Raw genomic sequence first — 22,901 nt, 5'->3', positions numbered from 1 at the left:
CAGCCCAGGGGACAACAGTCCAAGGGCAATGCCCCGTGATACGAAAAGCAGCGAGAGCCAGTGATGAACTAGGCTCTCGCTGCTTGTGTTTGGTGCTTAGTTATTGCGGGTGATGTTAATGAGTACGCCGCGGATTCCGGAGTGGAAGCCGTCGCGCAAATTCACCCGTTGGGCTTCGCTGAGTGTGTATTCGTGCAGGGTCTCGCAGGCAAATTGCAAAAGTGGGCGATCGATCTCTGGCGGTAGTCCACCGCCAGAGAGGACATGTGCCTGGTCGCGTTGATCTGCTGATGCGGCATTTTCAAACCACCAGCTGGCGTATTGTTGCCCGACATCAAACGGGGTTTGGAAACCGGAAGACGACCACACTTCCTCCGGAAGTGGCACATAACGTGAGCGCAGCTTCCGTCGTGGCGCCATCATCGAGGGCTTAGGGATAGCCGAAGGCTTCGGTGCTTCAGAACCCTCTGTCGTGGCGTTGTCCGCAGAGCTGTTGTCCTCAGCGGCATTTTGCTGCTCGGTCTCGTCGGGTTCTGCTGGAGACTCTGAGGCTTTTGGCGCTTCTGCCGGTTCAGAGGGTGTTTCGGGAACCTGTGGATCGGGATTCGGAGTCGCCGAAGGCACAGGTCCGGGCGTTGGGCTCGGCGTTGGGTTTGGCGTAGCGCTTGGGGTCGCTCCGGGCTTGGGACCCGGAGTTGGGTGCGGCGTGGGGGCATCGACAAGCTGCTCTTCATCGGAGGCATCTTCTTCGGTGTCCAAGTTTGGGGTGGAAGAAAAGGCTGCTTCGACCTCGGACGGCTCGTCGCATTCATCGCGTGCGGGAAGCTCGTCGGACGGTGTGGTCTCTTCCTCAGTTGCTTGTGGGACCACGGGCGCGATGGGGCCCTCAAGTACCTGGATTTCCATGCAGTCATGGAAATCTTCGCGCGGATCTAAAATAGTGGTGGTATCACAAGCGTGACGCAGCGCAGACGACATGGAATCCCAGCCGAAGCCATAAAGGTGCACGCGCATGCCGTTATTGGTGGCTTCACTGACCCCGGGGATCATGTCGGCGTCGCCGGAGACCAGCACAAAGTCCGTAAAATGCTGATTCATCGCGGTTACCACCATGTCAGCGACCAGGCGGGTATCCACGGCCTTTTGCGTGCGGCGCTCACCCCATTCAATTAATTGCCCGGTGCGAAGCTGCACGCCGTCACAGGTGCGAAGGGCACGCTGGTAGCGGTGAGGGCCGGTATCTGGAATGCCGTCATACCAGTTTTGGCGGTGAACGGGGTGACCAATCTGGTTTTCGATCATAGACCGCAAAGTGGCTACGACCTCGGGTAAATCAATTTCTAACTGTCCGCGGGCTCCAATTTCCCATGAGTTGTAAAAGCTGGCCAATAAATAAGAGGTGTCCACAAAGACAACTGTGCGTTCAAGCATGGCTCCTAAATTCCGTTCATTTGATTCTAATTTTTGTTTCTATTCTTCTAGTTTGCCTCATCTGTCACAGTACGTCGATATCCTGGCCTGAATCTGCTGGTTAATTCCATGTGGGCTGAGAACATTCGGCCTGCGGATTTTGAATGAATGTCGGCAAATAGGAAAAACCTTGCGCAGTTCCCACGCTAGTTATATGGTTAGTTACATGAGTAGCGAACCAATCAGGTTGGTTGCTCACACTGGAGTAAAGACAGGCATATGAACATGGCAATGGATAACTCAACCCAACCGCTGTTTCGGCAGATTGCGTCTTTGGTGGAAGATTCGATCGTCGATGGCATCTTGACCGAAGGGGCCCAGGCGCCGTCGACGAATGAGCTCGCTGATTTCCATTCCATTAATCCTGCGACTGCCCGCAAAGGGCTGAACCTTTTAGTTGATGTGGGAGTGCTCGATAAGCGTCGCGGGATTGGCATGTTTGTTGCCAGCGGCGCGACGGACAATATCCGCGAAAGGCGCCGCAGGGAGTTCGCCGCGGATTATGTTGCACCGCTGGTGGATGAAGCGGTGAGGTTGAACTACTCCCGCGCTGCGTTGACTGACCTCATTGAAAGGGTTGCAGAAAGTCGCGGTCTTTATAAATGACAACGCCAAGGAACAACCACGAACGGAACATCTTCATGGACGCAATCGTTACCTCCCCGGATTTCGCGCTGCAGCCCGGCTTAACTCACGGCGTGGTGGGGCCAAATGGCAGTGGTAAAACTACCTTGTTGCGCCAAATCGCTGGGCAGCACCAGTCAGGGCGCCTGCAGGTCTTTGGTCAAAGACCTTTTGATAATCGTGCCGTTACCGATCGCACCATCTTGATGGGCATTGATAATCCCCTGGTAGATGGGTGGAATATCTCCAAGCTCATGCGTCTGGGCAGTGCTCGCTGGTCAACGTGGAATACGGCACGCGCCGAGGAGCTGCAGCAGAGATTCGAGCTACCGTCCAAGAACTACTCTGCTCTATCACGGGGGCAAAAGTCCGCTATGGGCATCATCATGGCAGTAGCTTCAGGTTGTGAGCTCATGCTTCTCGATGAACCCTATCTCGGCCTGGACGTAGAAAAGCGCCAAGTCTTCTATGACGTGCTGCGTGAAGAGCACGGCCGAACCATAGTTATCTCCACCCACCACCTCAACGAATTATCCGGGCACCTCGATACCGTGCTGATGCTCAATGGCATGAAGCACGGTGCGGTAGCAGAGCTTATCGATGGAATCTTGGAGGTCACCGGCCACCCAGAAAACATTGACCGGCTGCTCAACCGATTGCAGATAACACCCCTGTTGCGGGAATCAACCGCCTTAGGTGACCGCGTCATAGTAGATGCCATTGCGCTCGGAGCAGACAACGTCTTTGATACCGCGAGTGCCCTCGACCTTCGCGCTAGCGAAGTTAACTTGGAAAGAGCAGTCCTGGCGCTCGGTGAGGAAGGACTGGCATGAATCCGCAGCTAATGTGGGAACTCGTTGATAAACCCCGGTGGGCAATTCGGCTCGTCTTCTTTGCGGTCTTGGCAGCTGGCCTGTCCACGGGAAGTAATTTGCAGTACCTCTACCTCCTTGTCTTGGCCGGCATCTCGTTGACGGCACCCGCCGGTGATCCTTTTTGGGTTCTGGGATTGACCAGGCGAGATTACAATCTGCAACGCCGAGTAGAAATCGCCGTCTCGGCCGCCCTACTCGTCGTCATTACTGTACTGACCACCGATCTTCATTGGGGTTTTATCGTCGGCTACCTAGTTATCGCGGGCATTGTCTTAGTACGCAATCCCCGTATACCAAGGAGTGATCGCTCTAGGAAGGGCGACCTTTTGGCAGGAACAAGCGGTAGAACCGATGACGGCCACTTCCCGGTGACCATCGAAGGCCAGCTCGTCATGAGACCCCAAGTCAAAGGTTGGGCGTATATCGTCAGCGTAGCCGCGCTAGTCTCCCTGCTCTATTGGATAATCAGCGCCCTGTTTAATAACCACTGGGCTTCAGGCTATTCCTTCATACCGGTTATTGCCTCAGTCATCGTCTTCATTGTTTATGAAGACACGCTAGCGACGTCGTTGCGTGAATATGTAGCTTTTGGCGGAACGCGCAAAACTTGGGCGCAACTAACGATGTCAATCAACTCAGTTGTCCCCGGACTACTCGTGGTCCTAGGCGTCGTCGTACCGGGGTGGAACTACCTCAGTGCCCTCGGTGCTGCCTACCTTGTCCTACTGCTAGCCATCATCTCACTTGGACTAACCACCCGTTCGAGCTGGACCGTAACCATCCCCGTAATCGCTGTCGCAGCAGCACTCGAAGTCTATGTTGCGATCGGTATTGCCCAGGGGAGCTTCCTGCTTCCAGTATTGGCCGCGCTTGGTGGATACATAGTCGGGGCATTGTTGCTTCCGAGTATGGCTCGTAAGACCAATATCTACTCCGGTGGGCTCGCGCGTTGGTTCGGAATGGCACCAGTGTCGCGATGAGCTGAAACCAAGTTCAATCAAGATCAACGAAAATGTGGTTTGTGCTGGGGATTTGTGTTGTTTCTGGTTGGTGTGTAACTTTATGTGAGTCAGCGAGACCGACAACGCCCCGCACAGAGCCAAGGGTTCTGGTGAGTATGGCGGTAGGAAAACAGCCGTTGACAAGCAAAATTTATTTGTGACTTTCCATTCACTTATCTTCTGCCTCGTATGTGGTACGGGTTGGTTGTGGTGGTGTGGTTGTTGTCTGAGAACTCAATAGTGTGCCAATGTACTAGATTTTATATTTTTGTCTGTGTTGTGTGGATGAGAATTATGTTGGACTGAATAGGCTTTTTTGGTTTGTTTGGTTGTTGGTGTGTACCGGATGTCACTTGTCGTTATGGGTGGCATTGAAAATAGTTAAATACTGTAACGGTGCATATTGAATGTAATTGTTGTCTGCTGATGCAGTGAAACACTTTTACCTTACCTGGCTAACTTTGGTTGGTTGGGTTTGTTGATTTCTTTATGTAGTAATTTTTGGTCAGCTTCACACATTGCAGTGATGTCTTGTGTGTTGTTTGTCTTTTTTGGTTAGGTTTTGGGCTTTTCACAGCCTTTTTTGTGGAGAGTTTGATCCTGGCTCAGGATGAACGCTGGCGGCGTGCTTAACACATGCAAGTCGAACGGAAAGGCCTGTACTTGTACAGGTACTCGAGTGGCGAACGGGTGAGTAACACGTGGGTGATCTGCCCTGCACTATGGGATAAGCTTGGGAAACTGGGTCTAATACCATATAGGACCACTTCTTGGATGTTGTGGTGGAAAGCTTTTGCGGTGTGGGATGAGCCTGCGGCCTATCAGCTTGTTGGTGGGGTAATGGCCTACCAAGGCGGCGACGGGTATCCGGCCTGAGAGGGTGTACGGACACATTGGGACTGAGATACGGCCCAGACTCCTACGGGAGGCAGCAGTGGGGAATATTGCACAATGGGCGCAAGCCTGATGCAGCGACGCCGCGTGGGGGATGACGGCCTTCGGGTTGTAAACTCCTTTCGCTATCGACGAAGCCACTTGTGGTGACGGTAGGTAGATAAGAAGCACCGGCTAACTACGTGCCAGCAGCCGCGGTAATACGTAGGGTGCAAGCGTTGTCCGGAATTACTGGGCGTAAAGAGCTCGTAGGTGGTTTGTCGCGTCGTCTGTGAAATCCCGGGGCTTAACTTCGGGCGTGCAGGCGATACGGGCATAACTTGAGTGCTGTAGGGGAGACTGGAATTCCTGGTGTAGCGGTGAAATGCGCAGATATCAGGAGGAACACCGATGGCGAAGGCAGGTCTCTGGGCAGTAACTGACGCTGAGGAGCGAAAGCATGGGTAGCGAACAGGATTAGATACCCTGGTAGTCCATGCCGTAAACGGTGGGCGCTAGGTGTAGGGGGCTTCCACGTCTTCTGTGCCGTAGCTAACGCATTAAGCGCCCCGCCTGGGGAGTACGGCCGCAAGGCTAAAACTCAAAGGAATTGACGGGGGCCCGCACAAGCGGCGGAGCATGTGGATTAATTCGATGCAACGCGAAGAACCTTACCTGGGCTTGACATATACAGGATTGGGCTAGAGATAGTTCGTCCCTTGTGGTCTGTATACAGGTGGTGCATGGTTGTCGTCAGCTCGTGTCGTGAGATGTTGGGTTAAGTCCCGCAACGAGCGCAACCCTTGTCTTATGTTGCCAGCACGTGATGGTGGGGACTCATGAGAAACTGCCGGGGTTAACTCGGAGGAAGGTGGGGATGACGTCAAATCATCATGCCCCTTATGTCCAGGGCTTCACACATGCTACAATGGTCGATACAATGGGCAGCGACATCGTGAGGTGGAGCGAATCCCTGAAAGTCGGCCTTAGTTCGGATTGGGGTCTGCAACTCGACCCCATGAAGTCGGAGTCGCTAGTAATCGCAGATCAGCAATGCTGCGGTGAATACGTTCCCGGGCCTTGTACACACCGCCCGTCACGTCATGAAAGTTGGTAACACCCGAAGCCAGTGGCCTAAACTTGTTAGGGAGCTGTCGAAGGTGGGATCGGCGATTGGGACGAAGTCGTAACAAGGTAGCCGTACCGGAAGGTGCGGCTGGATCACCTCCTTTCTAAGGAGCTTTTAAATTAAACATCTTTGCTGTCACACGGTTGTGTGGCGCGGGTGTTGGTGGTTGATGACCCGAGTGTGGTCATGCCACCGAGTTTGAATCGGAGTGGAAACACACCGGCAGCCATGATGGGCTGCTAACACAAATTCTTGAAACACATAGTCATGGACAATATTTAAATCTAGATATTGCATTGGTGCACTGTTGGGTGTCTGGGACAGCAATTCACGTTATGTGGGTTGGTCCTGGTGCTTGCATCACGAAACACATACTAAAGACTCTTTGTTGAGTGGGTGTGTGGTTGGTGGTGTGGGGTGTTGTGTGAGAACTGTATAGTGGACGCGAGCATCCACCACATGAATATGCTTTGTGTGTGTTTGTGTGGTGTGTGTAATTTTTCTTATTTTTTCTGTGAGAACGTCACATGCCAGTCTTTGTTGGTTGGTGTGTGGTTTAGTGTTTTTTAGTTATGGTTGTTCACCCCCACAGCTGATTGTGTGTTGGTTGTGGGGTGTGTGTTTGTTATTTAAGGGCGCATGGTGGATGCCTTGGTATGCTGGGCCGATGAAGGACGTGTAAGGCTGCGTTAAGCCTCGGGGAGTTGTCAATTGAGCGTTGATCCGAGGATGTCCGAATGGGGAAACCCGCCTGCCGTTATGGGTAGGTACCTGCTGATGAATTCATAGTCAGTGTGGGGGTTATACGTGGGGAAGTGAAACATCTTAGTACCTGCAGGAGGAGAAAATAAATAATGATTCTGCTAGTAGCGGCGAGCGAACGTGGATGAGGCTAAACCGTGTGTATGTGATACTTGGTAGAGGTTGTGCATGCGGTGTTGTGGGGCCATGATTTTCTGTTTCTACCAGGACAGAGCGCGCATTGTGTTGTTAGGTGAAGTGGGTTGGAATGCCCGGCCGTAGAAGGTGAGAGCCCTGTAGGTGAAGATAGCATGGTGTGTGTGTTGTGGTGCCCGAGTAGCAGCGGGCTCGTGGAATCTGCTGTGAATCTGCCGGGACCACCCGGTAAGCCTAAATACTCAGTGTGACCGATAGTGTATGAGTACCGTGAGGGAATGGTGAAAAGTACCCCGGGAGGGGAGTGAAATAGTTCCTGAAACCATGTGTCTACAATCCGTCAGAGCCCCTTGTTGTGTGGGTGATGGCGTGCCTTTTGAAGAATGAGCCTGCGAGTCAGCGGCATGTCGCGAGGTTAACCCGTGTGGGGTAGCCGTAGGGAAACCGAATCCTAACGAGGGTGGTAGTGGCATGTCCTGGACCCGAAGCGGGGTGATCTACCCATGGCCAGTGTGAAGCGATGGTAAGACGTCGTGGAGGCGCGAACCCACGTAGGTTGAAAACTGCGGGGATGAGTTGTGGGTAGGGGTGAAAGGCCAATCAAACTCCGTGATAGCTGGTTCTCCCCGAAATGCATTTAGGTGCAGCGTCGTAGTAGCTTGGTGGAGGTAGAGCTACTGGTTGGTTGAGCGGGACTATCATCTTAGCAACATCAGCCAAACTCCGAATGCCATCAATTGTGTTCTACGGCAGTGAGACTGTGGGGGATAAGCTTCATAGTCGAGAGGGAAACAGCCCAGATCGCCGGTTAAGGCCCCTAAGGGTGTGCTAAGTGGAAAAGGATGTAAGATCGCGAAGACAGCCAGGAGGTTGGCTTAGAAGCAGCCATCCTTGAAAGAGTGCGTAATAGCTCACTGGTCGAGTGGTTTTGCGCCGACAATGTAGTGGGGCTCAAGCACACCGCCGAAGCCGCGGCAATGCATTTTGTATGTATTGGGTAGGGGAGCGTCGTGCATGGTATGAAGCGGTACTGTAAGGAGTCGTGGACTGTGTGCGAGTGAGAATGCAGGCATGAGTAACGAATTGGACAGTGAGAATCTGTCCCGCCGGATGACTAAGGGTTCCTGGGTCAAGTTCGTCTTCCCAGGGTGAGTCGGGACCTAAGGCGAGGCCGACAGGCGTAGTCGATGGATAACCAGTTGATATTCTGGTACCCGTATATGCGCGCCCGTGGTAAAGCATTGATACTAACCACCCACAAGCATGGTACTTGCGCCTTCGGGCAAGAGTGTTGTGTGCGTGCGTGGGGCCTGAAATGTGGTCCAAGCGATGGGGTGACACAGGGAGGTAGCCATGCCACTTATTGGATTGTTGGTGTAAGCGTGTAAGCCGAGTGATAGGTAAATCCGTTGCTCATATGGTTAAGGCGTGATGCGGAGCCTTTTTGGTGAAGTTGGTGATCCTGTACTGTCGAGAAAAGCCTCTAGCGATGTGTGTATATGGCCCGTACCCTAAACCGACACAGGTAGTCAGGTTGAAAATACTAAGGCGTTCGGGATAACTGTGGTTAAGGAATTCGGCAAATTGCCCCCGTAACTTCGGAAGAAGGGGGACCCACTATGGTGATCATATTTACTATGTGAGCTGTGGTGGGTCGCAGAGAATAGAGGGAAGCGACTGTTTATCAAAAACACAGGTCCATGCGAAGACGTGAAGTTGAGGTATATGGACTGACGCCTGCCCGGTGCTGGAAGGTTAAGAGGACCGGTTAGGACACTTTTGGTGTTCGAAGCTGAGAATTTAAGCCCCAGTAAACGGCGGTGGTAACTATAACCATCCTAAGGTAGCGAAATTCCTTGTCGGGTAAGTTCCGACCTGCACGAATGGCGTAACGACTTCTCTGCTGTCTCAACCACAGGCCCGGTGAAATTGCACTACGAGTAAAGATGCTCGTTACGCGCGGCAGGACGAAAAGACCCCGGGACCTTCACTATAGCTTGGTATTGGTGTTCGGTTCGGTTTGTGTAGGATAGGTGGGAGACTGTGAAGCTGCAACGCTAGTTGTGGTGGAGTCGTTGTTGAAATACCACTCTGATCGGATTGGATACCTGAACCTTGGCCCATGATCTGGGTTGGGGACAGTGCCTGGTGGGTAGTTTAACTGGGGCGGTTGCCTCCTAAAATGTAACGGAGGCGCCCAAAGGTTCCCTCAGCCTGGTTGGCAATCAGGTGGTGAGTGTAAGTGCACAAGGGAGCTTGACTGTGAGACTGACTAGTCGAGCAGGGACGAAAGTCGGGACTAGTGATCCGGCACCTACTTGTGGATGTGGTGTCGCTCAACGGATAAAAGGTACCCCGGGGATAACAGGCTGATCTTCCCCAAGAGTCCATATCGACGGGATGGTTTGGCACCTCGATGTCGGCTCGTCGCATCCTGGGGCTGGAGTAGGTCCCAAGGGTTGGGCTGTTCGCCCATTAAAGCGGCACGCGAGCTGGGTTCAGAACGTCGTGAGACAGTTCGGTCTCTATCCGCCGCGCGCGTTGAAACTTGAAGAAGGCTGTCCCTAGTACGAGAGGACCGGGACGGACGTACCTCTGGTGTGCCAGTTGTTCCGCCAGGAGCAGGGCTGGTTGGCTACGTACGGAAGGGATAACCGCTGAAAGCATCTAAGCGGGAAGCCTGTTTTGAGATGAGGTTTCTGTTGAGGTTCCCTACAGACTATAGGGTTGATAGGCCAGACCTGTAAGCATTGTGAGATGTTAAGGCTACTGGTACTAATGCACCGACAAACTAACACACCAAACACTATTTGGTTTGGTTAACGCCATGTAACGAGAAAATACTTGTTCCGCACAGTAACAAAATAAGACACCCACGTATGTGTGTGTAACGCGTCCACTATGCAGTATCTGACATAACACCCGTAGCACCAGTGACTTGGTGTTCCGCATGTTTGTCGGTGGAAATAGCGGCAGGGAAACGCCCGGTTACCCATTCCGAACCCGGAAGCTAAGCCTGCCCGCGCTGATGGTACTGCACCCGGGAGGGTGTGGGAGAGTAAGTTACCGCCGACATTAAAACAAACAACAACTACATATTAATGATGGAGAAGACCCGAGATAGGCCACAGTGCTCATCTCGGGTCTTTTCCACGTTTTACCTCAAAGTTGCGGGGTCCTCCCGAAGGAAGGCCCCGCTGAATTCTTAGAAACTTAAGGTGGTGTGAAACTCTCGTGGTTTCCCACTGAGCGGGTCGATAAACTCCAAACCAGCGGCAGTAAGGTGCATCGGAATATTCATATCTTCGGCATCTACTGGGTAAATGATGGGATAGACAGGGTCTCCGAGAATAGGTACTCCTGCAGCCCACATGTGCAAACGCAATTGGTGGGTCTTCCCGGTCTCCGGAGCCAGGGTGTATCGAGCCAGGGCAGATTGTTCTCCGTGAATCTTTTCCAACGCCTTCTGCTCTTCGCCGGTTAAGGGAACTACGCCCACCAGTGTGGTGATGGCATTAATCTCGCCTTCTTCGATTCTTCCTTGAATCTCACCGGGAGTCTTTTCCATCCGTGACTGCCATGTCAAGGGTGTGGAAAAGTCGGCGTAGTCGGCGATAGCGCTATAAGTCTTGTGTACTTCCCGACGAGCAAACAGCGTTTGATAGGCACCGCGTACCTCACGGTGTTTGGTAAACAACAACAACCCGGACGTCAGACGGTCTAAACGATGCGCTGGCGCGAGATCGTCAATACCAGTAGAGCGTCGAAGTTTTACCGTTGCGGTTTCCACGATGTGTCGTGCGCGCGGCATGGTCGCCATAAAGGGCGGTTTATCCGCAACGAGGATGTCTGCGTCTTCATAGACAATCGGTATGTCATAGGGAACCGGCTGTTCTGGTGCCGGGGTGCGATAGAAGAAAACATCCTGGTCCGCCGATAGGACAGTGTCGGCAGAAATGGGGGTGGCATCGAAAAGCACTACCTCGCGTTGTGCGAAACGTTCTTTCAATGCCGCCTCATTATCATCAGGATGCCGGTGGCGTTGGGTCTGGATGACCTCGGTCAGAAAATCAAACGCCCGAATGGGGGCGACATCCGCAGGAACGCGCACTCGGGTGGGATTGAGCCCATCTTTAATAGCAAGTGGGCTATAGCCCTTGCGCTGATGCGGTAATCTACTTGCCATGGACTATCAAGCACTCCTCGAATCTGCTGTTGAATTCTCATCTGATGGTATCGGCGCTGTCATGCTCAAAGTCGCTGAATTCTTCTACACCATCTTGTACCCATCAAATGCGGACCCCGCGACAATACTTCCTCAGGTCGACCCATCTGCTGCGATTCAAACAGCGGTGGAGAACCTATAATTCCGAAAGTTTTCTCGGGCTGCCCACTGATTAGGGTATAACAACCTATCCAAGTGGTAATAAACAGCTATACTTAAGTGTAGGAAATGAAATCATTTCATCCCCGTAGAATTTCACCCGACCAGTGCGGGATTGCCGTTAACTGGCTGAAAATGAGGAAGGGAACATCATGGCACAAGAAGACATCGTTGTAGTAGCAGTAGACGGGTCTGAGGCCTCCAAGAACGCCGTCCTGTGGGCCGCGAATACCGCAACCAAGCGTGGAATCCCACTGCGAATCGCATCAAGTTATACGATGCCGCAATTCCTCTACGCGGAGGGAATGGTTCCGCCCAAGGAGCTCTATGAGGATCTCCAGAACGAAACCGCAACCCGCATTGAGGAAGCTCGCGTCATTGCACATGAAGCCTTCCCGGACCTGAAAATCGGCCACACCATTGCTGAAGGCTCCCCAATTGATATGTTGCTGGAGATGTCGCATGACGTCACCATGATTGTCATGGGCTCCCGCGGCATGGGCGGGCTATCTGGCATGGTCATGGGTTCGGTATCGGCTAACGTCGTATCCCACGCGCACTGCCCAGTTGTGGTGGTTCGTGATGATAATGCCGTCACCCCAGATAACAAGTACGGCCCAGTCGTGGTCGGCGTGGATGGTTCGGAGATTTCTGAGAAGGCTACCTCCTACGCATTCCGTGAAGCGCAGGCACGTGGCGCTGAGCTGGTGGCTATCCACACGTGGATGGACATGCAGGCCCAGACCTCGTTGGCAGGTCTGGCTGCAGCCCAGGCGGAATGGGGCGAGATCGAGCGTGAGCAGGGCGAGCTATTGTCCGAGCGCCTCGAGCCGTTTGAAAATGACTACCCAGATGTGAAGGTAACCCGCATCATCGCGCGTGACCGTCCAGTGCGCGCGCTTTCCGATGCCGCGGCGGGCGCGCAGCTCGTGGTCGTTGGTTCGCACGGCCGGGGAGGCTTCCGCGGCATGCTGCTGGGCTCTACTTCCCGCGCTCTGCTGCAGTCGTCGCCATGCCCAGTGATGGTGGTTCGTCCAGAATCCTACATCGGTGAGCACGAGAATGAAGACAAGTAAACTGCACTAAACCCCTGTTAGAAATAGGCTCCAGGTTCCCATTTGCGGAATATGGAGCCTATCCTTTTTATTACATTTCGCAAACAATGCAGTATAAAACGTTTACGGCAGTACAAAGTAGTGGCACCATTGTTAGTAGAGCCTCTTTGACTTCGATATTTGAAGCTCTGAGGCCGAACCCAAGCTAGAAAGAGATTTACACAATTAATTAGAGCTGAAACTGTAGTCTCACATAAGCCTGATGTGGCTGTTTCAGCCCGCGAGGAGGAAAAACTCATGGGTATTATCGGCTGGATTATCATTGGCGCAATTGCCGGCTTCTTGGCAGAAAAGATTATGAAGCGCGACCACGGACTTTTGACTAACATCATCGTCGGTATCATCGGCGGTGTACTTGGTGGCTGGCTACTTTCGCTCGTCGGCCTAGGTGGCGGCGGCTGGATCTGGACGCTGGTCACTGCAGTAATTGGTGCTTGTCTGCTGCTGTGGATTGTCGGAGCAATTCGCTCGAAGTCCGCGAACTAGTAGAACAAAGTGCAGATAGAAGCCTTTCTGGGTGAATAGAAACCCACCCAATAGGTAGCAAACAAACCGGTTTGTCTATATTGTATAGATGAACCGGTTTAGTTGTGTCTGCCCCCAGGAAAGGATGTCGCAGTGACCCAAAAGAAGTCGCGCCGTAATCGCCCGAGTCCACGTCACCGGCTGTTGGCATCAGCAACGAACCTTTTTACCACCGAGGGTATTCGCGTTATCGGTATTGACCGCATCTTGCGTGAAGCTGATGTCGCCAAAGCCTCCCTGTATTCCTTGTTTGGGTCCAAAGACGCGCTCGTGATTGCTTATGTGGAATCTTTAGATGAGCAATATCGGGAAGCGTGGGCCGAGCGCACTGCGGATACCGCTGACCCGCAGGGCAAGATTTTGGCTTTTTTCGACATGGCCATTGACGAAGAACCTGGTAAGGAATTTCGCGGCTCGCACTTTTTAAATGCCGCTGGAGAATATCCGCGTCCGGATACGGATGCGGAGCGCGGCATCGTCGATGCCTGCTTGGAGCACCGCCGCTGGATGCACACGACGATGACGGAGCTGCTCAATGAGATTAACGGCTACCCATCCGAAAGCCAGGCCGACCAGCTGCTGATTTTCCTCGATGGCGGGATGTCCGGCGCGCGGTTGATGCGTGCGATTAACCCACTGCACACCGCACGCGATCTGGCGGTACAGATGCTGTCTGAACCGCCAGCGGATTACTCCATTTAGTCGGTAGTCGGCTTGTCGTTCTGAGGTTTAGCAGTCTCGGGCGTCTCAGCTGATTCGTTCGCTTCATCGGATGCTTCGGACGTAGATGCGGCATTCTTCGCATCCTTTTTGGCTTGAGTTTCCGCCCTGCGCTTTTCAGCGCGGCGCTTATTAACTTCCCGGCGAATCTCCGCGGCTTTCTTCTTTTCATCTTTGGCCGCAGCCTTTAAATCCCGCTTTTCGGCAGAGCTTAATTTGCGGTAGGCCTTGTACTCGGTAATCGACTCGCGGCGCATCTCATGGAGTTCTGGAGACAGCGGGTACTTCACTGCCAAGACGATCTGGCAAATGATCGTCAGCGTCAAGGTATAAAGATTGGTGCAGAACCAATAGAAAATAACCGCCAGTGGAATCGGGCCATTGGTGGCAATATTCCACAGCAGCAACGGTATAAACACGATCAGCGCGAGCGAGAAAATGAATACGCGGCGCGAGAGCTTGGTGTTGAAATTCGTGGTCCAGAATGTGCGCGTGGTGGAGATGCACATGTTGATGACGGTAAAAGAGATGGCCAGAATCAACCACGGCATGGCTTTTTCGCGGACCATTGCCGGATCGACCGCCAGGTCAACGGCCCAGGATTCGGGCATGGACATAAACGCCGGGATGCGAATGCCATTAAGGGTGGTTTGGCGGAAGGATTCGACTTCGTCTGCCGTGATAAAACCGATGCTGCCTTCAAAAGACGGCCGCGCCATGCGCAAAACTACTTGGTAGAGGCCCAGAAAGACCGGCAGCATAATCAGCAGGGGCAGACAGCCAACCGCCGGGTTAAAGTTGTGCTCTTTGTGCAAAGCATCGACGGCTTCTTTATTGGCTTCAAACTCTTCGGGGGTAGTCACGGCGGGCATGGCAGCCTTGGTCGGACGCAACAACGCCGAGATGCGCCCGTTTTTGACCGACATCCACGTTAGCGGTGCAATGAGGCTGCGCACAGTGAGAACCAGCAGCACAATGGATACAAGCCACGCAGTTTGTTCTTCGAAGAAATTATGCGTGAGCAGATGCCACAGCTTCATAATTCCCGAGACCGGGTAGACAAATATATCGAGCACTTATGCCTTTCTACGTGGGCGTTAACGCTCACTATAATTTCAAGTATGAAAAAATCCCGCTTTAGCATACGCCAGATTGTCGGCGAGCTGCTGTTAACAGCTGGTGTCTTGTTATTGCTCTTTGCGTTTTATGAAGCGTATTGGACAAACGTGGAGTCTGGGAAATTACAAGGCCAGGCACGGGCAGAGCTCGATGACACCTGGCGCAATCCCCGTCAGCAGCTTAACCCAGAGCTCGGGGAAGCTTTTGCCCGGATGTACATCCCGTCCTTCGGCGCGGATTTTGAGTTCGCCATCGTCGAAGGCACTGAGGATGAGGCTTTGCTGCGCGGGCCGGGCCACTATACCGAGACGCAAATGCCCGGTGAGGTGGGAAATTTTGCGGTGGCAGGACATCGGGTGGGCAAAGGTGCACCCTTTAATGATTTGGGAGCGCTTCAGGCTTGCGATGCCATCGTCGTGGAAACTGCGTCGCAGTGGGTGACCTACCGCGTCTTGCCCATGGCAGGCCAGCAGCCCCAGGAGCTGGACTGTTTCAGCGCTGAGCAGCAGGATAAGTTGCAGGGTGAGTACGCACAGGCTTATGGCAGGCACATTACGGTGCCAGGAGACATCGGAGTGTTGGAGCCGGTGCCATCGCTTAGCGATGCCCCCGCGACCGAAGCCATCTTGACCCTGACGACGTGCCATCCGCAATTTTCTAATGCTGAGCGCATGATTGTCCACGCTATGGAAGTTGAAACCCTTCCGAAAACCGGGAGCGCCGTTGACGCTCGCGCAGACCAGGGGCGTCCCGCAGCCTTAGATGAAATAGGTGAGAAGTAGATATGCATCGCTTTTTGTGGAATCTTCTGCCCGGCCCGACCCCGCTGAAGGTCGTAGTGGCCATCGCGGTAGTAGTCGGCGTATTTTTCCTACTCATGGAAGTTGTTTTCCCGTATATCTCGCCGATGATGCCCTATAACGACGTCTCGGTGTAGCGGGAGGAACGGGAGTTGCCAGACTAGTTACAGCCCGAGATTGGCGATGGCGCGCTCGGCGATAGCCTCTGCCTTGACCGATTGTTCCTGGTTGCTCCACACCACGACTGCCGTGGTGTCTTTGGCAACCGCATAGACACTGCCTGGGCCAGTGGGGCCATCAGCAATAGGGCCGCGTCCACCTTCCCACGTTTGCGCGCCAGCGGGGTCTTGGGTGGGGAGTTGGGCGGGCGAGGTGGCATCGATAGGCGCTGCGAAATCGACGACCTCCATGGCTTTGTCGAAACTTTCCTGCTGCCTAACCATGACCACTAGCTGTGGTTGTTCCGGGTAGGAATAAAACACGCACGCTGGGGTGGCAAAGCTGGCATCGACCCCGGAATCGGTGATGCGCTGGCCGTTGGTGTCAGCGACAAACCCCGCGTCCAGATAAGGACAAGGCTCCTGCTGCCCGCGCTCGACTGCGGACACGGCGTCGACAGCAAGGCCGTCAGAAGGAGCGGCAGAGTTGCCAGCGGCAGAGTTGCCAGCGGCAGGGCTGCCAGTGGCCGTGGTGTCATCTGCCACGGGCTCGGGCGATGTAGTGCATGCGGTGAGGACTCCAGCTGCAACTACCAGCGCGATTGCGCGGGGAAGTAGGCTCAAAGACATGAGCAATAGTCTAGAGCAGGGCGAGCTAGAAACCTTTGAATCTTCCGAGGGCGCAGAGATCATGCGCAACGGAGTACATATTCTCACCGCCACCATCTTGGTGGTCGCAATTTTAATGTCGGTGCAGATGAGCCTACCTTTAGCCGTGCTCAACTTATTATTGCTGTCGGTGTTTGCGGCGCTGTATTTCGTGGGCAGTTTTTACCTGGAGCGCATGAACGTTGCGTGGAAACTCGCGTGGCTGGTCGCGCTGACCGTGGTGTGGATAGCCGATATTTTAATAGCGTCCGCCGGAATCTACTTGCTCTTTGTCCTCTTTTTCCTCTACCTGCGCATACTTGGCATGGTGTGGGGAAGCATCGCGGTGATTTTCGGTACCGCGGTCTCCGTGGGCATTCAATTTCCACAGGGCTTGAGCTTTGGCGGGGTGATGGGACCGGTCGTCTCCGCGCTGGTGACCGTCGCTATCTTTTATGCTTTTAAGAGCTTGCATGAAATCAACACCGAGCGCACGGCGTTGATTCGCGAATTAGTCGACACCCGGCAACAGCTGGCAGAAACTGAGCGCGCGGCAGGTGTCGCGGGCGAGCGCCAGCGCATCGCGCATGAAATCCATGACACGCTCGCCCAGGGGCTGTCGTCTATTCAAATGCTTTTGCACGCCGCGAACCGGGATCTCGAGGGCGAGGTGAATGTGGACAAGGCGCGCGAGCGCATCGACTTGGCGCGGCATACCGCTGCCGATAACCTCCAGGAGGCTCGCGCGATGATTGCCGCGCTGCAACCGGTCGCGCTGTCGCAGACCTCCCTGGTGGGAGCATTAGAGCGCATGGCGGATGGTTTTGCGGCAACCGGCGAGCTAGATATCGCGGTGGAATCCGATGGGGCGGTGCATCAGCTGCCGATGAAACTCGAGGCAGTATTGCTGCGCATCGCTCAAGGAGCAGTTGGCAATGTGGTCAAACACGCCCACGCCACCCGCGCGCGGATTACAGTGACATATAACGATGAGGGCGTGCGCGTGGATATCGTCGATAATGGCGAGGGCTTTGATGTCGACGCCGTGCAATCGCGGCCTGCTGGGCTGGGGCATATTGGCCTCGCCGCGATGAAACGCCGCGCGGAGGAAGTTTCTGGTGAGGTCATTATTGAATCCACGCCAGGACACGGAACTGCAGTCAGCGTTAGTGTACCCTTAATATCTAGTTCCCATTAAACTTTTGGTGGACAGGGTATAGCAAAAAGGAGTGATGAAGTGATTCGTGTCTTGCTAGCTGATGACCACGAAATCGTTCGTCTTGGCCTTCGCGCAATTTTGGAAGAAGCCCAAGACATTGAAGTGGTCGGCGAGGTAGCCACGGCAGAAGCTGCTATCTCAGCGGCCCAAGCAGGCGGAATCGACGTCATCTTGATGGACCTGCGCTTTGGCGCGGGGATTGAAGGAACACGCGTGATGGGTGGCGCGGAAGCAACCAAGCGCATTCGCGACGCGATGGATAATCCGCCGAAGGTTCTCGTGGTCACCAACTATGACACTGATGCTGATATCTTAGGCGCGATTGAAGCCGGCGCCGTGGGCTACTTGCTCAAAGACGCCCCGCCCGTGGAGTTGACCAGCGCGGTGCGCTCGGCTGCTGAGGGTGACTCGGCATTATCGTCGATGGTCGCTGATAGGTTGATGACGCGCGTGCGCACCCCGCGCTCCTCGCTGACTCCGCGTGAGCTCGAAGTGCTGCAGTTGGTCGCGGGAGGTTCGTCCAACCGTGAAATCGGGCAAGAACTCATGTTGTCTGAGGCCACGGTGAAATCGCACCTGGTGCACATCTACGACAAGCTCGGGGTGCGCTCGCGTACTTCGGCTGTCGCCGCAGCCCGCGAGCAGGGTGTTTTGTAGCAAAAGATGACCTTGGGAAATACTTCCCAAGGTCATTTCTAGTTGTGTGCGCGTTTAGCCGCGGGTGATGCGGTCTTGGATTTCCTGGGTGACCATATCGATTTCGCGGTTGATGGACGAGTGCGCGCGGCGACGCTGCTGCGGGGTCATCATCTCCGCATTATCGATGGCGGCATCTAAGTCATCGAGGCGTTCTTTAATATCGCGCTTGAAGCCCGCTGGCAGGGACTGGTTGTCATCCATGGTGTTACGAATGCCCTGGGTGCGCGCTTTGATGGAGGCGCCGTGGCCGGCGAAAGATGCGAGCTGGTCAGTGGTGACACCGGCCTTTTTCGCGCGGCGCTGCTCAACCTGCTGGCGGCCGGTGACAATCGCGCGGTAGAGCAAGGGCAGCAGCAGTGGAGCCGCCGTGCGCGCTGCGCCAGCGTAGCGCTTGACATTGGCGGTGTTCAAGCGGCCTGCGCGCATTTTTTCCAGCTCGGTCTTCGCCAGCTTCAGTTCTTGCTTGCGGCGTTGCTTCAAGCCTTTTTCTTCCGCCTTGACCAATTGCTTTTCCTGGTTCGCCAAAAGCTTCTGTTGGCGCTTGCGCGCCTTGTCTGCGGACTTGACCTCAGCTTTCGCCTTGGTTTTCGCAGCCTTGAACTCTGCTTTGGCGGCACGGCGTGACTTGCGGAATTTCTTCAGAATGCTCATGGACTAGTTCCGTTCATTTCTTTTGTTCATCAAGTGCAGTATTTACTGTATTCAACATTACCTTGATGGGTGGGTTAAGCTCATGAGAGTGGAAAAACAGGTACGTGCGTCAGATCTCGTGGGCTGCCGGTATCGGCTCGTCCAGCGCCGCAACCACCCCGAAGCCCCGCGCACAGACGCCGCCCAAGCCCGCGCCGAGCGCTATGACGCCGCACGCGAAGCCGTGTGGGAGAAATTCCCCCGCAAATCTGATTCCCGCCGCACCCCTTTTCGGCGTATCGATCTCGGCCCATTGCCAGCACCAGATCCCTGGCTGCGCTCGTTAGAGACCTTAGAAGCCCTCGCCACCGGCGCAACGCACATCACTGGCGCTGTGTTTGCGAATGAGCAGTGGATCGTGGGCGTGGATATGTTGGTGCGCGCGGGGGCATCGACAAGCGATGCGGCGTATACCCCCGTGATGGTCTCCAGCCACCGGGTGGCGCGCAAACATGACAAGGCCACAACACCGGGTGTGCCCACGCACCGGCTGGGGCTAAGTAAGCCTTTGGAGCTGGGGTATAAAGCCCGACATCACGTCTTAGACGGCTACCACTTAGCAATGGCAGCGCGCGCTTTGGACGATCTGGGGCTCAACTCCGGCCGAGGTGGGCTGGTGGGCCAAGATAGAAACCTCACCTTTTTCTCCGATACCGCCAGCTACCAAGACACCTTGGACAAGGCTTTGGAAGCGGTGGAGCTGCACAACCTGCCCACCCAGCCGCGCCGAGTCAAAGAGTGCGCGAGTTGCCGCTTTTGGCCGTTGTGCCAGCCGGAGCTGGAAGCGATGGATGATATTAGCCTCTTTTTGCCCGGTGATAGGGCACGACCGTACCGCGAGCGCGGCATTGACACGGTGCAAGGGCTTATCGATGCCTCCTTAGGCCTTCCCTCCCAGCTTGCCGCGGCGTGGCGCGATGGCACGGTGCTATTAGCGCGCGGGGATGTGACTGTGCCCCGGGCGGATGTGGAAATTGACCTGGATATGGAAGCCTACCTCGACCAAGGAGCCTACCTGTGGGGTGCGTGGTTGGATGGCACCTACTATGATTTTGTGACTTGGGAAGCGCTGGGGCCAAAAGCGGAAGCCCACAACTTTGCTCGGATGTGGACGTGGTTGATGCAGCAGCGGGACCAGGCGCATGCGGCGGGCAAGACTTTTGCGGCCTACTGCTATTCCGCACACGGTGAAAATCACTGGATGCGTATGTCCGCACAGCGGTTTGCCGGGCACACCCCGGGCGTGCCGTCGGTGGAGGAAGTAGATGCGTTTATCAATTCTGCCGAGTGGGTGGATCTTTTTGCCCACGTGAAGGCGAATTTTGTAGGTCCCTATGGTCTAAGCCTGAAGACCGTGGCCCCGCAGGCTGGCTTTCATTGGGAGCAAGGCGATTTTGACGGCGAGGAATCCGTTAATGCGCGCCGGGTGGCCATCGGCCATGACGATGAAGCGCTGCGCGCGCGTGAGATGCTGCTGACCTATAACGCGGATGATGTGCAAGCTACTGCGGCGGTGCGTGAGTGGATGAGCAATAATGCGCCGAATGTGCCACGGCTATAGCCGTCTGCGGCTGTAGTTATTAGGCGGCGACGGTTTCTTTCTTTTTGGCGGTGGCTTTGAATAGCCAGAGGCCGATGAGAATGACCGCGACGGTAAAGCACGAGATATAGACGATAAACCCAGCCCACGAGGTAAATTCGAAGACCAGCCCGGACAGTGCGCCGATGGCAGAAGAGCCGGCGTAGTAGCAAAACAGGTACATGCTGGAGGCTTCAGCGCGGTTGGTCGCGGCGACTTGGCCGACCCAGCCCGATGCCGTGGAGTGCGCGGCGAAAAAGCCTGCGGTGAAAATAAACATGCCCACCAACAGCACGGGCAAGGGGCCGAGGGTGAGAACCACGCCGATGGCAAAGAGCAGGCCGGAGACGATGAAGGTTTTGCCGTGGCCGAATTTATTGATTGCATCACCGACGCGTGCCGAAGACCATGTGCCGGCCAGATACATCAAAAACACCAGCCCGGCGAGCGAGATGGGCAAGCCAAAGCGATCAATAAGCCGGAAAGTGATGAAGTTATACATGGAAACAAAAGCGCCCATGCCTAAGAACGCGAAGACGAAGAGCAGGCCGATTTCTAAGGTGCGCCAGTGATTGACCATCGCGCGGATTTCAGATTTGAAATGCAGCTGCTTGGGTTGGAAGTTGCGCTGTTTGGGCAACAAGACCATAAACAGCACGGCAAAGAAGGCGGAGACAACCGCCGCACCAATCAAAGCGCCACGCCAGCCGGTAAATTCCAATAGCCCGGTGGGGACGAGCCGGCCGGTTAACCCACCGAGGGTATTGCCGGCGATGTACAGACCCATCGCGCGGGGAAGCACGTTTTCATCGAGTTCCTCCGATAACCACGCCATGGCCACCGCAGGCGCGCCGGCAAGGACTGCGCCTTGCAGAGCACGGATGGCGATGATGGCGATGACATTAGAGCCCACAATCGGCACGAGAAACGATAAGACTGTGGCCAGTGCTGCGGAGATCAGCAACAGACGCCCGCGGCCAAAGCGCTCCGACAAAATAGACAGCGGCACGATGCACAGCGCTAAAGCGCCGGTGGCGGCAGAAACGGTCAGCGCGGCTTCGGTCGGGGTAAATCCCAGCTCTTTGACGAACGTCGGCAAGATTGCCTGCGTGGAGTAGAGACCGGAGAAAATAGCCAGGCCCAAAAAGAGCATGGCCACCATCGCGCGCGTATTTCTTTGCATGTAGCTATGGTCTCTCATCGCTGCATATGAGTAAAATGCAGGAAACAGCGGTATTCAATGCGTAGCGTGCATGTATGCGCGGAAGAAAAGGGTGGAAGCGTGAATTTTCCTGATATTGAAGGCTTTCTCGCCGTTGTTCGCGCCGGGGAGGCCGGGGAGAACCTGTCCGATGCTGCTGATGACCTGCACTTATCCCAGTCCGCGCTGACGCGACGGGTGCAGCGGTTGGAAGAGGAATTAGGCACCACCTTATTTGAACGCCACGGCCGCAAGCTTGTGCTCAACACCCGCGGGCGGGCATTTGTGCCGCATGCCCACACTATGTTGGAGGCGCGTAGTCAAGGAATCCAGCAGGTGGCGCGGTTGATGGATCCCGAACGCGGGCAGGTGCGCTTAGATTTCATGCATTCTTTGGGCACCTGGATGGTTCCGGATTTGCTGCGCTCGTATCGGCACAACCATCCTCAGGTGGATTTTGTGCTGCATCAGGGCGCAGCCCAACATCTAGTCGACCGCGTGCGCGCCGGGCTCAGTGATATTGCTTTGGTCGGACCCAAGCCCGGGGATCTTGTAGCGCCCGGGCAGGTGGAATTGGCGTGGCATCAATTGGAGTTACAGCGGCTGGCGATAGCGGTGCCGGAGGGGCATTGGGCATCGTCACGCGACAGCATCGCTATGCATGAGCTTGTCGATGAACCCTTTATCGGGATGCTGCCCGGCTATGGCACCCGCATGTTGCTGGATTCTTTGGCGCAAGACGCGGGTTTTAGCCCGCGCTTTGTCTTTGAATCCATGGAGCTGACCACGGTCTCTGGCCTGGTGGCCGCAGGGCTGGGCTGTGCACTGTTGCCCCTGGATGATCCGTATTTAAATGCCACGAATCTCATCCCGCTAGAACCTGTTCGCTACCGTGAGCTCGGGGTGGTGTGGCGCGTGGGGGATGATGCTCCGCCGGTTCTGCAATTTCGGGATTTTATTCGCCGTCCTCGTCAGCCGTAGGAAGCTCAGGAATGAAAAGGTCTTCGATTAAGCACTCAAATTTCGCAGCTAGTTGAAAGGCCAGCGGCAGCGAGGGGTCGTAGCGGCCTTTTTCAATGCTGATGATGGTCTGGCGGGATACGCCGAGGGCATCGGCAAGCTTTTGTTGCGATAGTCCAGCTTTGTCCCGAAAAGCCTTGAGATTATTGTCCATG

Annotated in this window: 20 protein-coding genes and 3 rRNA genes; 16 read left to right on the top strand and 7 right to left on the bottom strand. The window is 54.9% G+C overall.

Translation table 11 applies throughout. The features are described from left to right. Positions 1 to 96: 96 nt before the first annotated feature. Positions 97 to 1,431 (bottom strand): NYN domain-containing protein, encoded by a 1,335-nt coding sequence (locus CAMM_RS12095; protein WP_003846813.1) that lies wholly within the window; start codon positions 1,429 to 1,431, stop codon positions 97 to 99. Between the two features lie 270 nt (positions 1,432 to 1,701). Here CAMM_RS12095 and CAMM_RS12090 point away from each other — a divergent pair, with 270 nt between their 5' ends. From CAMM_RS12090 to rrf, 6 genes are all read left to right on the top strand, one after another. Beyond that, a complete protein-coding gene (locus tag CAMM_RS12090; protein WP_040355251.1) occupies positions 1,702 to 2,076 on the top strand; it encodes a GntR family transcriptional regulator in 375 nt (124 codons plus the stop codon). A gap of 35 nt (positions 2,077 to 2,111) precedes the next feature. After that, on the top strand, positions 2,112 to 2,927 hold the full coding sequence (locus CAMM_RS12085; protein WP_232051070.1) for an ATP-binding cassette domain-containing protein: 816 nt from the start codon (positions 2,112 to 2,114) through the stop codon (positions 2,925 to 2,927). Then, entirely contained in the window at positions 2,924 to 3,949 is a 1,026-nt protein-coding gene (locus tag CAMM_RS12080; protein WP_003846808.1) for a hypothetical protein, read from the top strand. Before CAMM_RS12085 ends, CAMM_RS12080 begins: the two co-directional genes overlap by 4 nt. A 603-nt stretch (positions 3,950 to 4,552) precedes the next feature. Beyond that, positions 4,553 to 6,075, top strand: a 16S ribosomal RNA gene (locus CAMM_RS12075). A gap of 515 nt (positions 6,076 to 6,590) precedes the next feature. Continuing rightward, positions 6,591 to 9,669 (top strand): 23S ribosomal RNA (locus tag CAMM_RS12070). A 156-nt stretch (positions 9,670 to 9,825) separates the two neighbouring features. Then, positions 9,826 to 9,944: ribosomal RNA gene (rrf, locus tag CAMM_RS12065) — 5S ribosomal RNA — on the top strand. The 16S, 23S and 5S rRNA genes sit together here, the layout of an rRNA operon. 130 nt (positions 9,945 to 10,074) lie before the next feature. Here the strand turns inward: rrf and CAMM_RS12060 are convergent. Continuing rightward, entirely contained in the window at positions 10,075 to 11,055 is a 981-nt protein-coding gene (locus CAMM_RS12060; RefSeq protein WP_003848106.1) for a pseudouridine synthase, read from the bottom strand. Here CAMM_RS12060 and CAMM_RS12055 point away from each other — a divergent pair. The 4 genes from CAMM_RS12055 to CAMM_RS12040 all read left to right on the top strand — a co-directional run bounded on the left by CAMM_RS12055 (position 11,054) and on the right by CAMM_RS12040 (position 13,595). Next, entirely contained in the window at positions 11,054 to 11,236 is a 183-nt protein-coding gene (locus CAMM_RS12055) for a hypothetical protein (RefSeq protein ID WP_003848107.1), read from the top strand. The two genes, CAMM_RS12060 and CAMM_RS12055, sit on opposite strands and share 2 nt — an antisense overlap. A 169-nt stretch (positions 11,237 to 11,405) precedes the next feature. Next, positions 11,406 to 12,329: a universal stress protein gene (locus tag CAMM_RS12050; protein ID WP_003848108.1), complete on the top strand. Its 924-nt coding sequence runs from the start codon at positions 11,406 to 11,408 to the stop codon at positions 12,327 to 12,329. A 276-nt stretch (positions 12,330 to 12,605) separates the two neighbouring features. Beyond that, complete coding sequence (locus CAMM_RS12045; RefSeq protein WP_040355834.1) at positions 12,606 to 12,854, top strand: GlsB/YeaQ/YmgE family stress response membrane protein; 249 nt, start codon at positions 12,606 to 12,608, stop codon at positions 12,852 to 12,854. A gap of 132 nt (positions 12,855 to 12,986) precedes the next feature. Continuing rightward, positions 12,987 to 13,595, top strand: a complete 609-nt coding sequence (locus tag CAMM_RS12040) for a TetR/AcrR family transcriptional regulator (RefSeq protein ID WP_040355837.1) — start codon at positions 12,987 to 12,989, stop codon at positions 13,593 to 13,595. Here the strand turns inward: CAMM_RS12040 and yidC are convergent. Further along, the gene (gene yidC / locus CAMM_RS12035; RefSeq protein ID WP_147581090.1) at positions 13,592 to 14,689 is read right to left on the bottom strand and encodes a membrane protein insertase YidC; all 1,098 of its coding nucleotides are present in this window, start codon (positions 14,687 to 14,689) and stop codon (positions 13,592 to 13,594) included. The genes CAMM_RS12040 and yidC overlap by 4 nt on opposite strands. 45 nt (positions 14,690 to 14,734) lie before the next feature. Here yidC and CAMM_RS12030 point away from each other — a divergent pair, with 45 nt between their 5' ends. Both CAMM_RS12030 and CAMM_RS12970 read left to right on the top strand, forming a co-directional pair. After that, positions 14,735 to 15,514: a class E sortase gene (locus CAMM_RS12030; protein ID WP_003848116.1), complete on the top strand. Its 780-nt coding sequence runs from the start codon at positions 14,735 to 14,737 to the stop codon at positions 15,512 to 15,514. A gap of 2 nt (positions 15,515 to 15,516) precedes the next feature. Next, a complete protein-coding gene (locus CAMM_RS12970) occupies positions 15,517 to 15,669 on the top strand; it encodes a hypothetical protein (RefSeq protein ID WP_003848118.1) in 153 nt (50 codons plus the stop codon). A gap of 27 nt (positions 15,670 to 15,696) precedes the next feature. Here the strand turns inward: CAMM_RS12970 and CAMM_RS12025 are convergent, their stop codons facing one another. Then, complete coding sequence (locus tag CAMM_RS12025) at positions 15,697 to 16,320, bottom strand: DUF2020 domain-containing protein (protein WP_003848119.1); 624 nt, start codon at positions 16,318 to 16,320, stop codon at positions 15,697 to 15,699. On the opposite strand from CAMM_RS12025, the gene CAMM_RS12020 reads away from it, so the two are divergent. After that, positions 16,319 to 17,536, top strand: a complete 1,218-nt coding sequence (locus CAMM_RS12020) for a sensor histidine kinase (RefSeq protein ID WP_003848122.1) — start codon at positions 16,319 to 16,321, stop codon at positions 17,534 to 17,536. The two genes, CAMM_RS12025 and CAMM_RS12020, sit on opposite strands and share 2 nt — an antisense overlap. A gap of 39 nt (positions 17,537 to 17,575) precedes the next feature. Further along, positions 17,576 to 18,214, top strand: coding sequence for a response regulator (locus CAMM_RS12015; RefSeq protein ID WP_003848123.1), 639 nt, complete (start codon positions 17,576 to 17,578; stop codon positions 18,212 to 18,214). A gap of 54 nt (positions 18,215 to 18,268) precedes the next feature. Here the strand turns inward: CAMM_RS12015 and CAMM_RS12010 are convergent, their stop codons facing one another. After that, positions 18,269 to 18,907, bottom strand: coding sequence for a DUF6474 family protein (locus CAMM_RS12010; protein WP_003848126.1), 639 nt, complete (start codon positions 18,905 to 18,907; stop codon positions 18,269 to 18,271). Positions 18,908 to 18,989: 82 nt separating this feature from the next. Between CAMM_RS12010 and CAMM_RS12005 the strand changes: the two genes are divergently transcribed. Further along, positions 18,990 to 20,507: a TM0106 family RecB-like putative nuclease gene (locus CAMM_RS12005; protein WP_003848129.1), complete on the top strand. Its 1,518-nt coding sequence runs from the start codon at positions 18,990 to 18,992 to the stop codon at positions 20,505 to 20,507. 19 nt (positions 20,508 to 20,526) lie between these two features. Here CAMM_RS12005 and CAMM_RS12000 read toward each other — a convergent pair whose 3' ends face one another. Then, a complete protein-coding gene (locus tag CAMM_RS12000; RefSeq protein WP_040355840.1) occupies positions 20,527 to 21,708 on the bottom strand; it encodes an MFS transporter in 1,182 nt (393 codons plus the stop codon). 99 nt (positions 21,709 to 21,807) lie between these two features. Here CAMM_RS12000 and CAMM_RS11995 point away from each other — a divergent pair, with 99 nt between their 5' ends. After that, positions 21,808 to 22,707: a LysR family transcriptional regulator gene (locus tag CAMM_RS11995; protein WP_040355866.1), complete on the top strand. Its 900-nt coding sequence runs from the start codon at positions 21,808 to 21,810 to the stop codon at positions 22,705 to 22,707. On the opposite strand, the gene CAMM_RS11990 is transcribed toward CAMM_RS11995, so the two are convergent. Further along, positions 22,682 to 22,900, bottom strand: a complete 219-nt coding sequence (locus CAMM_RS11990; RefSeq protein WP_003848132.1) for a helix-turn-helix transcriptional regulator — start codon at positions 22,898 to 22,900, stop codon at positions 22,682 to 22,684. The two genes, CAMM_RS11995 and CAMM_RS11990, sit on opposite strands and share 26 nt — an antisense overlap. Between the last annotated feature and the right edge of the window lies 1 nt (position 22,901).

The sequence above is a fragment of the Corynebacterium ammoniagenes DSM 20306 genome (assembly GCF_001941425.1).
Classification (GTDB): domain Bacteria; phylum Actinomycetota; class Actinomycetes; order Mycobacteriales; family Mycobacteriaceae; genus Corynebacterium; species Corynebacterium ammoniagenes.
This window is presented reverse-complemented; position numbering and strand designations above follow the sequence as displayed.

What these genes read in the sequence shown, in the direction of transcription:
- CAMM_RS12095 (WP_003846813.1), bottom strand. Translation starts at nt 1,431, where the DNA reads ATGCTTGAACGCACAGTTGTCTTTGTGGACACCTCTTATTTATTGGCC.
- CAMM_RS12090 (WP_040355251.1), top strand. Translation starts at nt 1,702, where the DNA reads ATGGATAACTCAACCCAACCGCTGTTTCGGCAGATTGCGTCTTTGGTG.
- CAMM_RS12085 (WP_232051070.1), top strand. Translation starts at nt 2,112, where the DNA reads ATGGACGCAATCGTTACCTCCCCGGATTTCGCGCTGCAGCCCGGCTTA.
- CAMM_RS12080 (WP_003846808.1), top strand. Translation starts at nt 2,924, where the DNA reads ATGAATCCGCAGCTAATGTGGGAACTCGTTGATAAACCCCGGTGGGCA.
- CAMM_RS12055 (WP_003848107.1), top strand. Translation starts at nt 11,054, where the DNA reads ATGGACTATCAAGCACTCCTCGAATCTGCTGTTGAATTCTCATCTGAT.
- CAMM_RS12060 (WP_003848106.1), bottom strand. Translation starts at nt 11,055, where the DNA reads ATGGCAAGTAGATTACCGCATCAGCGCAAGGGCTATAGCCCACTTGCT.
- CAMM_RS12050 (WP_003848108.1), top strand. Translation starts at nt 11,406, where the DNA reads ATGGCACAAGAAGACATCGTTGTAGTAGCAGTAGACGGGTCTGAGGCC.
- CAMM_RS12045 (WP_040355834.1), top strand. Translation starts at nt 12,606, where the DNA reads ATGGGTATTATCGGCTGGATTATCATTGGCGCAATTGCCGGCTTCTTG.
- CAMM_RS12030 (WP_003848116.1), top strand. Translation starts at nt 14,735, where the DNA reads ATGAAAAAATCCCGCTTTAGCATACGCCAGATTGTCGGCGAGCTGCTG.
- CAMM_RS12970 (WP_003848118.1), top strand. Translation starts at nt 15,517, where the DNA reads ATGCATCGCTTTTTGTGGAATCTTCTGCCCGGCCCGACCCCGCTGAAG.
- CAMM_RS12020 (WP_003848122.1), top strand. Translation starts at nt 16,319, where the DNA reads ATGAGCAATAGTCTAGAGCAGGGCGAGCTAGAAACCTTTGAATCTTCC.
- CAMM_RS12025 (WP_003848119.1), bottom strand. Translation starts at nt 16,320, where the DNA reads ATGTCTTTGAGCCTACTTCCCCGCGCAATCGCGCTGGTAGTTGCAGCT.
- CAMM_RS12010 (WP_003848126.1), bottom strand. Translation starts at nt 18,907, where the DNA reads ATGAGCATTCTGAAGAAATTCCGCAAGTCACGCCGTGCCGCCAAAGCA.
- CAMM_RS12005 (WP_003848129.1), top strand. Translation starts at nt 18,990, where the DNA reads ATGAGAGTGGAAAAACAGGTACGTGCGTCAGATCTCGTGGGCTGCCGG.
- CAMM_RS12000 (WP_040355840.1), bottom strand. Translation starts at nt 21,708, where the DNA reads ATGCAAAGAAATACGCGCGCGATGGTGGCCATGCTCTTTTTGGGCCTG.
- CAMM_RS11990 (WP_003848132.1), bottom strand. Translation starts at nt 22,900, where the DNA reads ATGGACAATAATCTCAAGGCTTTTCGGGACAAAGCTGGACTATCGCAA.